At 61.2% G+C, this 14,257-nt stretch carries 12 protein-coding genes; 4 read left to right on the plus strand and 8 right to left on the minus strand.

Annotated features, from left to right (window positions below):
- Positions 1 to 22 precede the first annotated feature (22 nt).
- Genes PP1Y_RS05930 through PP1Y_RS05940 form a run of 3 tightly spaced genes read right to left on the minus strand, consistent with a single transcriptional unit; the run spans position 23 to position 4,587 of the window.
- Positions 23 to 2,527, minus strand: a complete 2,505-nt coding sequence (locus tag PP1Y_RS05930) for a branched-chain amino acid ABC transporter ATP-binding protein/permease (protein ID WP_148274860.1) — start codon at positions 2,525 to 2,527, stop codon at positions 23 to 25.
- Complete coding sequence (locus PP1Y_RS05935) at positions 2,524 to 3,399, minus strand: branched-chain amino acid ABC transporter permease (RefSeq protein ID WP_013837176.1); 876 nt, start codon at positions 3,397 to 3,399, stop codon at positions 2,524 to 2,526. Before PP1Y_RS05935 ends, PP1Y_RS05930 begins: the two co-directional genes overlap by 4 nt.
- A gap of 3 nt (positions 3,400 to 3,402) precedes the next feature.
- Positions 3,403 to 4,587, minus strand: coding sequence for an ABC transporter substrate-binding protein (locus tag PP1Y_RS05940; RefSeq protein WP_013837177.1), 1,185 nt, complete (start codon positions 4,585 to 4,587; stop codon positions 3,403 to 3,405).
- A gap of 212 nt (positions 4,588 to 4,799) precedes the next feature.
- Between PP1Y_RS05940 and PP1Y_RS05945 the strand changes: the two genes are divergently transcribed.
- Positions 4,800 to 5,546 carry a GntR family transcriptional regulator gene (locus PP1Y_RS05945; protein WP_013837178.1) on the plus strand — a complete coding sequence of 249 codons (747 nt, stop codon included), beginning with the start codon at positions 4,800 to 4,802 and terminating at the stop codon, positions 5,544 to 5,546.
- Positions 5,547 to 5,794: 248 nt separating this feature from the next.
- Positions 5,795 to 7,003 carry an amidase gene (locus tag PP1Y_RS05950; protein ID WP_013837179.1) on the plus strand — a complete coding sequence of 403 codons (1,209 nt, stop codon included), beginning with the start codon at positions 5,795 to 5,797 and terminating at the stop codon, positions 7,001 to 7,003.
- Between the two features lie 80 nt (positions 7,004 to 7,083).
- Here PP1Y_RS05950 and PP1Y_RS05955 read toward each other — a convergent pair whose 3' ends face one another.
- The 4 genes from PP1Y_RS05955 to PP1Y_RS05970 all read right to left on the minus strand — a co-directional run bounded on the left by PP1Y_RS05955 (position 7,084) and on the right by PP1Y_RS05970 (position 10,572).
- Positions 7,084 to 8,064 (minus strand): bile acid:sodium symporter family protein, encoded by a 981-nt coding sequence (locus tag PP1Y_RS05955; RefSeq protein ID WP_013837180.1) that lies wholly within the window; start codon positions 8,062 to 8,064, stop codon positions 7,084 to 7,086.
- A gap of 122 nt (positions 8,065 to 8,186) precedes the next feature.
- Positions 8,187 to 8,564 (minus strand): AtzH-like domain-containing protein, encoded by a 378-nt coding sequence (locus tag PP1Y_RS05960; protein ID WP_013837181.1) that lies wholly within the window; start codon positions 8,562 to 8,564, stop codon positions 8,187 to 8,189.
- Complete coding sequence (locus PP1Y_RS05965) at positions 8,561 to 9,286, minus strand: GntR family transcriptional regulator (protein ID WP_013837182.1); 726 nt, start codon at positions 9,284 to 9,286, stop codon at positions 8,561 to 8,563. Before PP1Y_RS05965 ends, PP1Y_RS05960 begins: the two co-directional genes overlap by 4 nt.
- Complete coding sequence (locus PP1Y_RS05970) at positions 9,286 to 10,572, minus strand: amidohydrolase family protein (RefSeq protein ID WP_013837183.1); 1,287 nt, start codon at positions 10,570 to 10,572, stop codon at positions 9,286 to 9,288. Before PP1Y_RS05970 ends, PP1Y_RS05965 begins: the two co-directional genes overlap by 1 nt.
- A gap of 140 nt (positions 10,573 to 10,712) precedes the next feature.
- On the opposite strand from PP1Y_RS05970, the gene PP1Y_RS05975 reads away from it, so the two are divergent.
- Both PP1Y_RS05975 and PP1Y_RS05980 read left to right on the plus strand, forming a co-directional pair.
- A complete protein-coding gene (locus PP1Y_RS05975; RefSeq protein WP_013837184.1) occupies positions 10,713 to 11,909 on the plus strand; it encodes an amidohydrolase family protein in 1,197 nt (398 codons plus the stop codon).
- The gene (locus PP1Y_RS05980) at positions 11,899 to 13,470 is read left to right on the plus strand and encodes a gamma-glutamyltransferase family protein (protein ID WP_013837185.1); all 1,572 of its coding nucleotides are present in this window, start codon (positions 11,899 to 11,901) and stop codon (positions 13,468 to 13,470) included. The genes PP1Y_RS05975 and PP1Y_RS05980 overlap by 11 nt, the downstream gene beginning before the upstream one ends.
- Positions 13,471 to 13,619: 149 nt before the next feature.
- Here the strand turns inward: PP1Y_RS05980 and PP1Y_RS05985 are convergent, their stop codons facing one another.
- Positions 13,620 to 14,249, minus strand: a complete 630-nt coding sequence (locus PP1Y_RS05985) for an outer membrane protein (RefSeq protein WP_083835178.1) — start codon at positions 14,247 to 14,249, stop codon at positions 13,620 to 13,622.
- Positions 14,250 to 14,257 lie beyond the last annotated feature (8 nt).

A 14,257-nucleotide genomic window follows, 5' to 3' on the forward strand; every position in this document is an offset into this window, starting at 1 on the left:
ATGCCTCGAGTTGCTCCAGGGTTCAGGCATGCGCAGAGTCGGGTTCGCGGACATCGGTCGGAAGATAGAGTTCCTCGAGCGAGGTATCTTTCATGAGGTCCGAGGATGCACCGGTCAGAGCCACTCTGCCTTGCCCCAGGACGTATGTTCGCGATGACATCGCCAATGCTCGGTCCGCCATCTGGTCGACGATCACCATCGAAAGTCCATCGCCCTTGAGCGTCTCAAGTTGATCGAACATGTCGGATGTCGCTTGGGGGGATAATCCCATTGACGGCTCATCGAGCAGAAGTATGCGTGGTTGGGCCATGAGTGCGCGACCGATGGCCAACATCTGCTGTTCGCCTCCGGAAAGCAGGCCTGCCCTGCGGTCGAGCATGGTCAGCAGCCGCGGGAAGCGCTTCAGTATCGTGCTTATTCGCGCATCCATGCCGCGAGGAGACGTGAATGCGCCAAGCCTGAGGTTGTCCCTGACGGTCAATTCGGGAAAGACTTGTCGCCCTTCGGGCACCAGCGCCAGGCCGGAGCGAACCCGTTCAAGGGTGGATGTATCATTGACGTTGCGTTCGAACAGCCGGAGCTGGCCCTTGCGAGGCGGCATGAGGCCGGACAGGACACGCATCAAGGTCGACTTGCCGGCGCCATTGGCCCCCAGCAGCGCAATGGCTTCGCCTTCTCTTACTTCAAAGTCGATACCATGCAGAACTTCGATCGATCCATAGCCAGCATGAAGAGCATAGGCCGCCAGAACCGGCCTTGCGGCTACGACAGGTGCGGCCGCCCTGCGAGCGCCGCCGCGTTCGCCAAGATAGGCCGTACGCACGACCGGATCTTCAAGCACTTGAGTGGGAGCGCCGCTGGCGATTATTTCGCCCGCGCAAAGGGCGACGACTTGATCCGAAGCAGCGGTCACAAGCCCCATGTCATGCTCGATCAGGCCAATTCCGATGCCGCATTGCGCGACATTTCGCAAAAGGTCGGTCAACGTGCGCTTTTCGGCCTGGGAGAGACCGGCGGCTGGCTCGTCCAGTAGAAGGACATCCGGGTCGAGGGCAATTGCCCGCGCTATTTCGACAAATCGCCTGTCAACGTGCGCAAGATTACCCGTGGTGGCGTCGGCATCGCCTTCGAAGCCGCAGGCCCACAGCAATTGTCGAGCTTTTTCCTGCATGTCCGCATCACTCTTGCCCTGGAATGCGAGGAGCGAGCCGAGTTTACCCTTGCGCAATGCGAGAAAGACATTCTGGCGCGCGCTCAAGCTGTCGAACAGGGCGGAGGTCTGGTATGTGCGCGCAATTCCGCGCACCGCAGTTACCCAGGCCTTCCCAGCGGGCAGGAGCGTATCGCCCAGTCGTTTCTGACCGGCATCGGCTTTGTAAAAACCGCTGAGAATGTTGATGATGGTCGACTTCCCAGCCCCGTTAGGGCCGATGAGTGCCGTGACCGTTCCTGCTGGTATCGTGAGCGAAAGTCCATCCAGCGCCTTCACCCCTCCGAAACTGAGCTCGAGCCCATTGGCCGACAGGTCCTCTCGGTTCCGTTCCTGAACGATGGCGGAGATCGGCTTGCGAACGCGAGGGGACGCATTCGGGCCGGCGCGATTGGGCAATAGTCCTGCGATTCCGCTGGGGGCCAACCATAATACGGTGAGCACGAGCACGCCGTAGGCGACAGCGCGGTAGGCTTCCAGCGACGACAGGAATTCGGGGAGCAGGCCAACCACGATTGCGCCCAATAACGCGCCCGATCTGGCGCCCAGGCCGCCAATCACCACGACAAGTACCAGCAGGACCGAGAAGTTGAGGCCGAACGAATGCGGAATGACGAAGCTGTTGAGCGGAGCGGAGAGTCCTCCTGCCAGGCCGCAGAATCCAGCGGATAGCGTGAATGCGACGACCTTGGCCACGAAAGGATTGATCCCGATCGCGGCGGCCGCGTTCTCGGAGTCGCGCACGGCCTGCATGGCGAGGCCCCAACCGTTCTTGCTCAGAATATGATAGGCAGCGCATGCTAAGGATGCAGCCAGGGTAGCGAGTATCGCCATAGACCGGTCATCGAGCGGCTGCCCGGCCAATGAGATCGGCGCGATCGCCAGAATGCCGTTTTGCCCGCCGGTCAGAGTTTCCGCTTCAACCAGCATCTGTTCGACGACAACGCCAAATGCAATCGTCACCATGGCCAGGTATGGACCTTTGACACTGAAGGCAGGCATGGCAAGCATGGCTCCGACTATGCAGCAGAGTACAACGCCGAGAGGCAGGGCAAGCCAGAAATCCAGAAGATCGTGCGATGTGCAAATAGCGACCAGATAGGCGCCGATTGCATAGAATCCGGCGTGTCCAAAACTGAATTGGCCGCTAAGCCCGATCAATATGTTAAGACCTATCCCTGCGGTTGCAAGCAGAGCTATCTGTCCGATTATGAAAGCATAATATGAGTTCAGTACGAGAGACCCAATAATTCCAATACCAATTAGGATTGATTGGACAACAATGTGCAGGTCGATTTCGGTTTTTTTCATTCTCATGCCTTGCGAACCTGTGCGCGGCCCAGCAGCCCGTTCGGCCGAATGGCCAAAGCGGCGATGATGAACGTGAAAGTGGCGATGGTGGTGAAGCCCGTTCCGAGCGCAAGCCCGATGGCGGCTTCCGCGACTCCGAAAAGCAACGCCCCGACTACAATCCCCCAAGCGCTGCCCAGGCCGCCCAGGATGGCAACGGCAAAGGCTTTCAGGCCCAAAACGACACCCATGCCAGGATCAACGTTCGAGAGCGGAGCGAGCATGATCCCGCCGATCGCTGCCAGCGCCGAGGCCAGGGCGAAGGCAGAGGTGACCATGGTCGGAACCGGGATTCCGACTATTCGCGCTGCATCCTGGTTCTGGGCAGAGGCCAGCATGGCTATGCCAACGAGCGTTTTGCGGCGGAAGCAATCGAGCGCGGCCGCAATAGACAGCATTACCGCAGGAATGATGATGTGAAGAGGATAGATGCCAAGGTCGCTGCCGGCCAGACGCACGGATGAGCCCGTGAACGGCGAGGGCATCGCTCGCGGTTCAGCGCCAAAAATGAACGTCATCCCATTATCGCAGATAAGCCCTAGCGCTACCGTGGCCATGAGCCACGCATCACTTCGGCGCCGGAGAAATGGTCGGACCGCGGCGCGCTCCACAACCACGCCGTACACGGCACAGAGGCTGACAGACAGGATCAGCGAAGCCCATCCAGGGCATCCTGCGTCAATCAGCATCCACATGACCGCCGCACCGAGCATGGCACTGCTGCCCTGTGCGAAATTGACCGCGCCGCAAACCGAAGCGGTAATATGAAATCCTATTGCGACGAGGCCGTATATCGAACCCAGGGCAAGCCCGGTGAATAGCGTTGAGGTGATATCCATGAATCAGGATTCCGTCGTGGAGACCGGCATGATCCGATTTTCGCGGAATTCAGCCCAGATGTAATCGGTTCGACCGAGCGCATCATGCTGGCCATCTGCGAAGGGGTGCCGGTAGAATTTGATGAGCCCGTCGTATTCGGAAATAGATCCGAAGCCACGGCGAATGGCGTCACCGTCGAGCGATCCGGCCGCCTTGATCGCTAATGCGGTCAGATGCATGGCATCGTAGGCATTGGCGACCCCCACGGCCGGCGTCACATCCTCAGGGCCTCGAATATCGGGGTACTTGGCCTTGAGGGCGGCAAATACTCTTGTCTGGGCCGGCGACTGCGACCCAAAGAAGCTGTAGGTCTGAATGAACTTGACAGTGCTGGCCCGCGCACCGGCCAGTTCCTGAAAGCGCCCCCCCGCAGGCCCCCAGTGAGAGACCACTGGAACTTCCCAGCGCATCTGATCGAGCGCCCTCACCACTTGCGCGGAGGGGCCCACAGGCGCCACCAGCAGCAGGCTGTCTGCCTTTGCAGAGCGCAGGCGTCCCAGTTGCCTCGACAGGTCGACGTCGGACATCTCCAGATGTTCAACACCGGCCATGGGCATCGCCCTGCTGGCCAACGCCGCCTTCAATCCCTTTTCATTGGATTGGCCCCACGGGTTGTTGATCAGGATGAGTCCCGGCCGCCTGGCTCCGTATTTTGCGACTGCGAAGTCGACCATGGCCTGATCCACTTCTTCGTCGACCGCAGAAACGCGAAAGACGAAATTGGGCTTCAACCCGTTGCGTGTAATCGCCGTTCCTGCAGCCCACGGTATGATAAAGGGCTTCTTAGCGGCCGAGACGATCGGAATAATCGCCCTTGCCACCGGAGTATCCAGACCGCCGAAAAGTGCGGCGACGTTCTCTTTGTAGATCAGTTCGCGGGCAGCGATGACACCTCTGCCTACATCGCTCTGATCATCCCTGCTCACCAAGGACAGCTTGCAGCCCAGCAACCCGCCGCGTGAATTAATTTCATCGATAGCCAGCAACAGGCCGCGACTCAGAGCCTCTCCCGATTTTGCGGAGTGGCCGGAAAGAGCCGTGACAAGTCCGATCTTAATCTCTTGGGAACGCTCGCATCCAGTCAATCCGGCCCCCAGCGATGCAAGGACGATCGCCAATGCAGATCGCCTGCTCAGCTGCTCATTCATAACCCGGCCACCCGTACTACCCCTTGTGATCGGCATCCATGATGCACAATATGCCCAGAAAACGTCAATGATTTATTTGTTAAATCGTCAACGATTTTGGAAAATTATGTTGCCGATCATCCGAGCGCGATGCATAGCGGCAAAACTATCGCTATGCATCGCGGTGCTGCGTGGAAGGGTGAAGGCCAATGGTTCAGCGAGGCAGTAAGCCGATGTCGAATGACAAAACTCTCGCGGAAGATGCGGAGGTCGATGATTTGGCTTCATCCGCAAGCGTAGCACATGAAGCCGAGCCCGGGTCTGAGCAGCACATCTATCAGTCCATATTCGATAGCGTGCTGAATCAAAGGCTGGTGGCCGGCACCAAGCTGCCTGAGCCAAGTTTATGCACTTTGTTCGGTGCAAGCCGCGGCGTTATCCGCAAGGTGCTTCAGCGGCTCGAGAATGATCGCATCGTCATGCTGCGGCCCAACAAGAGCGCGATTGTTGCCGTTCCGACTCCGGAAGAGACTCGCATAATCTTCGAGGCGCGTCGTGCGCTGGAGGTTTCCATCGTCGAATTGGCGACAATGCGCCATTCGGCCAAGGACATGAACGACTTGCGAAAGATGCTGGCCCACGAAGGCGAGATGGCTGGAACTTCGAATCAGCGGACTTGGGTGGCTTGCGCGCGCGAATTTCATCTGAAAATCGCCGCCATCGCGGGGAATCCGATACTCACTGACTACCTGGCGGCATTGATGACGCGATGTTCGCTGATTGTGTCCGTGTACCAGCCCATAGGCAATGCGGTATGCGAGCACCAGGAGCATGCTCGGATCATCGACTACATGGAGAAGCGAGATGTCGCCTCTGCTCGTGCGGAGATGGGGAAGCATTTGCGCAAACTTGAAGACAATATTTCACTGGATCAAAGGTCTTCTCCTCACACGCTCGCTGAAATGTTGAACTTGTGTTGAATCACCGATTCTATAAAATCGTTCATTGAGAGACTTATAGATATTAACTTATTCGTTATTATGTTGTAATCTTTAATTAACTAAATCAATTATTTTCTTTTTCGTTTTCCGACTCCTCTAAGAATAGAGGAGTCGTATAATTGCAGCCTATCCAAACAGGATGTGTGCGCCTGCAATTCGGACAATGTCATTTGATCGGTTGGGGCGCTTGCTCGCCCGGCCGGTCTGCACTCAATATTGGAAAAAAGATGACTGACAAACTGGAGCTGGCGCCGGACCATTCGCGCGCCTTGCGGATTGGCCCGGCGCACGTGGCGCGTGGCAGCGGCTCGGGTGCGCTTGCCGGTTCCCAAACGGTGATCAAGGATCTGTTCCGTGTAGCAGGACATCGCATCGGAGCCGGCAATCCTGTCTGGCTGGAGCAGGCGCCGGTGCAAACCGCCAACGCCTGGGCCGTCCAGCAATGGCTGGATGCGGGCGCCGATGTCATCGGTATCGCCCACACCGATGAACTTGCCTTGAGCCTGTCAGGTACCAATGTCCATTACGGCACTCCGCTCAATACAAAGGCGCCCGATCGTATTCCCGGCGGGTCTTCCAGCGGATCTGCCGCGGCGGTCGCCGCAGGGCTGGTTCCTTATGCCATGGCAACCGATACCGGCGGATCGACCCGCGTCCCGGCCTCCTATTGCGGCATATTCGGCATCAGGACGACGCATGGCCGGGTTCCTGTAGACGGCCTCGTGCCGCTGGCACCGCGCTTCGACACGGTAGGCGTACTGGCATCGAGCGGAGCATGGCTTGCCAGGGCGACCGGGCCGCTCCTGCCGGACTATGCCGCAAAGCCGGCCGCGCGCTGTCTGGTGGTCGCCACGGACGTCCTCGCGCTTGCCGATCGCGACGCGGCCGATGCCGTTGACGATGCGGTCAAGGCAGTCGCGAAGCATCTCGACATCGAGACCGTTCGCACTTCCTTTGCGGACGGGCGCCTCCAGGAATGGAAAGACGCGTTCCTGGCCCGCCAGCCGGTCGAAGTCTGGAAAACCCACGGTGAGTGGATCGAGGGTAACAAGCCGAAGTTCGGCCCGGGCATTGGCCTGCGCTTCGAGATGGCATCGAAGGCTGATCCCGCTCGTGCAAATCTGGCGGACATGGCGGCCGAACAGATTCTCGCTGCCTTAGAGAAACATGTTCCCCCCGGAGGCGTTCTCGCTTTCGCGACTGCATCGGGGGCTGCGCCGAAGCTCGAATTGCCGGCGGCGGAAAAGCAGAGCCTGCGGGACAGGACGATCGCGATGACGTGTATCGCCGGCCTGGCCGGGGTACCCGCCGTGTCCGTTCCTGCGGCAAGTGTCGCGGGCTTGCCGCTCGGGTTATGTCTGCTTGCCCGTCGGGGCGAAGACGAGATGCTTCTGGCCACTGCCGCCGCGCTGGAAGGCATTGAGCTGATGAGGTGATGGACTCGCTCGCAGACTGCCCTTCAGAGGGGGAGGGCAGTCGCTTGGCGTCTGAGGCTGCGTTCGGCCCGTTTTGCCTGTTACTGATCCGCCGCCCGGGAAGCGAAGCGTGAGGCGATGATGCTGGTGATGACCAACTGGCAGAAATGGTAGAGGATGATGGGGGCGATAAGGATGCCGAAGGCCGATTGGCCCGCGAACATGATCGCACCCATGGGCGCACCGGTGGCGAGCGACTTCTTCGACGCGCAGAAAGTGCAGGCGATCCTGTCTTCCAGGGAAAAGCCCATGGCGTTGCAGATCGCGGTCGTGAGCGCATAGACGATCGCGAAGAGAGTGATGACACCGATGACGATCTTCGCCACGAGGTCGGCATTATGGGCGCTCCACACGCCCTTCGCGATGGAATCGCAGAAGCTGTTGTAGACGATGGCGGTAATCACCCCGCGATCGGCAAGCTGGATGACCTTCCGGTTGCGCATGGCCCATCCCGCCAGCCAGCGCTGGGCGAAGGAGCCCAGAAGGATAGGTACTACGACAAGCCCAACCACCTTGATCAGGACATTCCCAAGGTTCAGCGGCATGCTCGACTGGGACAGGTACCAGGCCATCAGTGCGGGCGTGAGCAAGACGCCGATCAGGCTGGACAGGGTGGCGTTGAAGATCGCGGCAGGGACGTTGCCCCGGGCCAGCGAAACCATGGCGACCGAGGACGAAACCGTGCTGGGCAGGGCTGCCACGAAGAAGAACCCGGTCCACGCTTCTTGCGTCAATACCGGCCCAGCCAGAGCATGCAACGCCAGGACGATCAGCGGAAAGAGGATGAAGGTCGTCGTCTGAACGATGAGGTGCAGGCGATAGTGGCTCAGGCCCGCCCGCATTCGCGCTGGGTCGAGGGTGAGGCCATAGAGGAAGAAGACAAGTCCCACGCCGTACTTCGAGATGAGATCGACATGCAGAGGCCCGCCTGACATGCCGAGCGAGGGCAGGGCTATGGCGGCGACGATTGCTACGAGCAGGGCGCCAAGGAAACGGTCGAAGGTGATGCCGAACAGGGTCATGTCTAATCCTATGGCGCGCGGGCAAGCTGTCCCTCGCGATCAGGGAGGGAGGAGGGGCGTGGCCTGAGTGTCTTCGGGAGGGCTGGTCGGAGAGTGGGCGGGGCCCGTGCGGCCCCCTTCACTCAGGTGGGCAGCAACGAGATGTGTGCGCCGACCACGCGCCAGGCGCCGTCGAGTCGGACCCACATCTGGGTCTGACGCCCAAGTGCCCCGTTGCCCCGATAGCGGAACTCGATGGCGCAATGGCCGTGATCGGGGCCGAACACGGCGATAGTGCGGCGAAGATTGTCGCGGGCGGGCGCTCCGCCCGGACGTTGAATGCGAAACTCGCGGATTTCCGAGATGCCGTGCAGGTTCTCGCGTGCCCCGAAGCGGGTCGTGCGAGAATTGTCCCAGAATAGCTGGTCCATCGTATCGAGGTCGTTGTGCTGCAGGGCTGCCTCATAGGCATCGCTCGCTTCGGTCAGGGATGCGAGTGCTTCGGGGTCGTCGATAATCATTCCTTCGATCCTTGTGCCAGAATCCGCTCGACGTAAGGGCCAAGGATCTGGTCGAGATCCTGCCCCTTCAAAGGCGGTCGTCCTTCCAGGGCCCGGTTCAGGACCTCGCCAAGATGCGCGTCCGAAAGGTGGATCGCGCGCTCGGCATCGCCCTGTTCCAGTGCATCGATGATCGCACCGTGTTCACTGACCGCGCAGTCTGCCGAATGAGTCGGATCGTGATGGGCGAGAAGTAGCCCGCAGCGACACGCGAGCTGCGCGATATAGCCGGACAGCAGCGGACTGCTTGCCAGCTCAGCGAGAAGAATGTGAAATTCCGTGGCGAGGCGGATCGACTTCCTGCGATCATCGAGCTGCGCTGCCGCCGCTTCTTCCTCGACGTGACGGCGCAGTTGCCTGATAGCATCCGTGTCGGCGCTGCGGGCAATTCGCTGGACTGCGATGCGCTCAAGGGCCGTGCGCACTTCAAACAGGTCTCCCGCTTCGTCCCATTCGGGCAGCGCCACGTAAGCGCCTCTGTTGGGCTCGAGAGTCACGAGGCCTTCTGCGGCGAGCTGGCCGAGTGCGAGACGCACAAGCGTTCGGCTGGCGCCGAATTGCTGGCCGATGCGATCTTCGGACAATTTGGTTCTGGGTTCCAGCGCCTGTTCGATGATCGCCTCGCGCAGTGCGCGATAAATGGCTTCCGATCGATCCGCCTTTATCTGTCGGTCCTTTTCCATCAGTTGCTTTCGGCTTCAGATGAACGCGATTCATGATCGGTGCGATCTTCGGGATGATGAAGCTGCACCTGCGCTCGGGTGAAGCTGCGACGGCCATTACGAAAGCCGAGCAGCGGGGGCGCGATTTCCCGTATGGCCTGTTCGGGCGAAGCCGCATCCAGCGCCACGAAAGTCGCAGGCCGGCCCACTGCGATACCATATTCGGCGTTGATGCACCGGGCGGCCATGGCGGAGATCATGTCAAAGCTCCTGTCCATGGCCGCCTTGCTGTCGAGCTGGGCTACGTTGGCGTGAAAATTCGCAAGCCGCAGTAGCGAGGAATCGCCAAAGGGCGTGAAAGGGTTGAGGACATTGTTGGTCGAGATCGCGCATGAGATGCCGGCATCGACCATCGCATGGACCGGTGCAAGTGCGCGGGGAGCATGCACGCCCAGCTCCTTGCCGAGCAGGTAGATGTCGGTTGCAGGCAAAGTGCTGACCGCGATTCCTGCATCCGCGAGGCGATGCAGGAACGGGATGCGATTGAGAGGCGAAACCATTGCCAGCTTCGTGAGATGACCTATCGCCACCCGGCCGCCGCGCTTGTGCTGGGCGGTCAGGCGACACAGGTCGCCGATCTGGGATCCTTCTGGATCGAGGTCGAAATCGAGATGCAGGTCGAGATCGACATCGTATGCACTGGCCAAAGTGAAAAGGCGTTGCAGCTGTTCGCGAGGGGCCGCGTCCATGTATGGGGCGCCGCCCAGCAGATCCGCGCCGTTTTCAAGCGCCTCCACCAGGAGTGCTTCGCAGCCGGGATCGTTGGTCAGCCCTTCTTGCGGGAAGGCGCAGATCTGGAGTTCGATAGCCCAGGCATAGTCGCGGCGCAGGGCGATCATCGCTTCCAACCCCCGCAGACCGACTCGCGGATCGACTTCGACGTGGGTTCGAATATGGGTGGTGCCATGGCCGATGCACGCTTCAAGCGTTGCCGCGGCACGGCGGTAGATGTCTTCCACCGTGAAGTGCCGCTTGGCTTCGGCCACGGCTTCCACCGCATGAGCCAGGCTGGGATGGCCGCAACCGCAACGGTCGATCAGGCGGGACTTGTCGAGATGAAGGTGTGTTTCGACAAGGCCGCCGCACACGAGGCGCCCGCCCAGATCGATCTCGTCCGGAGCCGCAGGAAGCGAAGGTTCGATAGCTGCAAAGCAGCCATCCTTGATCCCGATTGCTACGCAGCTTCCGTCAACAAGGATGGCGCCGCGAACGACCAGATCGAATGGACCGGAAGAAGGATGCGTCATGGCGCGCCTTCTATGGCGCATTCGAAATGACTACAAGATTGCATGCAATTAAATTTATATATTGCACGCAATGCCCTTGACCGGGACGTTTGGTGTGGGCACTTCGCGATGAAATCGCAGCTCCGTCTCGGGATCGGATCATGGACAACTGGTTAATCAACGGCCGCTTAGCGGACGGCTCACCCCTCGCGATCGGTATCGCTGACGGTCGCATAGATCATTTGTGCGCAGCCGCGCCCGATGTCGTGGAAGGGGAGGTGCACGATCTGGAAGGGCGTCTGGTCGTACCGCCTTTCATCGACGGACACATTCACCTCGACAAGAGCTTCCTGCCCGGCGGCTGGCAGCCGCATCGAGCCTGCACTGGCGCGTTCGACGTTCGTGAGCGGGTTGCCTTCGAGAAGGCGGCGCTTGCCAATGCCCGTCCGGTGCGGGAACGCGCCATGGCGCTCGCCGAACTGGCTCTCGGAAATGGCACGCTTCACCTGCGGTCCCATGCCGACGTCGACATGAAGGCGGGGCTTTCCAATGTGGAGGCGTTGCTGGACCTGCGCGAAGCAATGGCCGATGCGATCACGGTCCAGATCGTGGCATTCCCGCAGAGCGGCATCCTTTCCGATCCCGGAACGGCGGACCTGCTGTCGGCCGCCGTCGATGCTGGTGCGGACCTCGTCGGCGGTATCGATCCGGTCGGCTTCGACGGTGCGCAGGACGATCATCTGGATATCGTCTTCGGGATTGCTGACCGCAAGGGCGTGCCGATCGACATCCACCTGCACGATTTCGGCATGGTCGGCATCGCGCAGCTTGAAGATATTGCGCAGCGTACCCAGGCGCTTGGTATGGGCGGCCGCGTGACGGTCAGCCACGCATATGCACTGGGCGACGTGCCGCTCGATGTGGCCCGCCGGACCGGAGCGCTGCTGGCGCGCGCCGGGGTTGCGATAATGACGAACGGACCGGGACCGCAGCCATGCCCGCCGGTTGCGGCGCTGGCGCAGGAAGGCGTCCTGCTGTTTTCCGGAAGCGATAACGTGCGCGACGCCTGGTGGCCTTACGGTGACGCCGACATGCTGGAGCGGGCGATGATGGTCGGCTATCGCGCCGGGCTCTACACCGACAAGGAGCTCGAGCTCGCCTTTGCCATGGTGACGGGCAATGCCGCCCGCGCGCTTGGCCTGCGCGACTATGGACTGGCCGAAGGAATGCCAGCCGATTTCGTCGTCCTTAACGCGCAAAGCGTTGCGGAGGCCGTAGTCGCTCGCCCCAAACGAAGAGAAGTTTGGCGAGGGGGGCGCCGCATCGCCGTTGAAGAAAAGAAAATCGATGCAGAATAGCGCCTGGAGCCGGCATGGCATGATGAGCGCACCGCATGGAGCGGCGGCGCAGGCCGGGCGCGATATCCTGCGTGCAGGGGGCAGCGCCATCGAGGCAATGGTGGCGGCTGCAGCGACGATCGCGGTTGTCTATCCCCACATGAATGCCCTTGGCGGGGATGGCTTCTGGCTCATTCATCGCCCCGGAGAAGTCCCCGTCGCCATCAGCGGGTGCGGCCGCTCGGCGATGCTCGCCACCGATTCATTCTACGAAGGCACCTCCATTCCCGCGCGCGGCGGACCGGCTGCACTGACGGTGGCAGGCACGATTTCCGGTTGGGCCGAAGCTCTTTCCCTCATGCCCAAGCCGGGCCTGCCGCTCCGCGACCTTCTCGCCGCGGCCATAGCCCATGCGCGCGAGGGGATCATCGTAACGCGCAGCCAACATGAACTGACCACGGCGAAGGTCGCTGAACTGCAACCCCAGCCCGGCTTTGCCAGGACATTCATGCCCGGCGGAAAGGCTCCGGGCCATGGTGAGGTGCTCAGGCAACCCGAACTGGCGGCAACGCTGGAACGGCTCGCGCAAGCGGGACTCAATGACTTCTACCGCGGGGACATCGCGCGCAGTCTGGCCAAGGGCCTCGAGGGCACCGGGTCACCCTTGCGCCTTGCCGACCTGGAAAGCCAACGCGCGCAGCGGGTCACGCCCCTGTCGGTCCGCTGCGGCAAGGCGACCCTGTTCAATCATCCACCGCCGACGCAAGGCGTTGCCTCGCTCATGATCCTCGCCCTGATGGACCGGCTTGCCCTGGGTGAGCGGGATAGCTTCGCCCATGTCCATGCCGCAGTCGAGGCGACCAAGCGTGCGTTTCTGTTGCGTGACGCCCACGTCGGCGATCCTGCCTTCATGGCGCTCGATCCGCGCCAGTGGCTCGAGCCTTCCTTCCTTGCCAAAGAGGCGGGCCGGATCGACCCGGCGCGCGCCCTGCCTTGGCCGGTGGAGGCATCGACAGGCGATACCATCTGGATGGGGGCTGCGGACCGCGATGGAACGGTCGTCAGCTTTATTCAGAGTATATTCTGGGAGTTCGGATCGGGTGTCGTCGTGGATGGCACCGGCGTGCTCTGGCAGAACCGGGGCAGCAGCTTCACCCTGACCGATGGGCCGAATCGCCTCTCTCCGGGACGCTTGCCATTTCACACGCTCAATCCCGCCCTCGCTCTGTTCGATGATGGCCGGGTGATGTCTTACGGAACGATGGGCGGGGACGGCCAGCCGCAGACGCAGGCTGCCATCTTTTCCCGCTATGCCTTTTACGGCCAGGGGCTTCAGGAGGCCATATCGGCGCCGCGCTGGCTTCTCGGAAAAACCTGGGGCGAGGAATCGGCAACGCTCAAGCTGGAAAGCCGTTTTCCGGCGGCCCTGTTCGACAGTCTCGCTCAGGCGGGGCACGTCGTCGAGTGTTTGCCGGCCTATTCGGATACAATGGGTCATGCAGGAGCAGTCATCGTCCATGGCGATGGACGCTTCGAAGGTGCATCCGATCCACGCGCGGATGGCTGCGCCGTACCGGCCTGAACCGATCTTAGGCCTGGCACGCCGTGTTCACAGCGGGTGGAACGCCACTAACCTGCACCGGAACTCACCCCGTCCGGCATGGCCGATAAAGCAAATGGCGACGCGAGCCTGTGCCCGCGCCGCCATCGCTGGAGTATCCCTGTAGCGGTTTACTTGAAGCGCACGCCGATACCGCCCATCACGCGGTGGCGGGCCGAGTGGCCGTGGTAGTCCGAGAAGACGTACTGGACGTTGGCGTAGATCGGGGTCGAGCCCTTGACGACGTCATACTCGACGCCGCCACCGACCTGGTAGCCGTCTGCGCGGTAGTGATCATAGACGAGCTGGTTGCCGTCGGCATCGTCGATGCGGCGGCGCTGTTCGCCGTTGACGTAACCGGCCTTGCCGAAGATCAGCAGGTCAGGCGTGGCCAGATAGCCGGCGCGCACTGCGGCGCCCCATTCCTCGAAAGCCTTGTGGCAGATGCTGTTGGTGTCGGGCAGGTCGGTGCAGTTCTCGGCCCAGTTATTGGCGCGCCAGTAGCTGCCCTCGGCACCGATCACGAAACGCTCGCCCATGGTGCCGTCGAAGCCGACCGTGGCGCCGTAGCCGAAATTGGTGTCATGGTTGCCTTCGGACTGGAACCGGTCGCCACCGACGTTGCCCTCAACGCGAATGCCGCGGAAGGTTGTGCCGCCGCCGGTTGCTGCCGAGTCCGCGTCGCCCGACTGCGCAAGGGCTGGCTGGGCCAGGACCATCACGGCAGCAGCAGCGAGCGTGGAAGTGAATGTCTTGATCATGTAGTTTT

It is taken from the genome of Novosphingobium sp. PP1Y, assembly GCF_000253255.1.
Taxonomy (GTDB): Bacteria; Pseudomonadota; Alphaproteobacteria; order Sphingomonadales; family Sphingomonadaceae; genus Novosphingobium.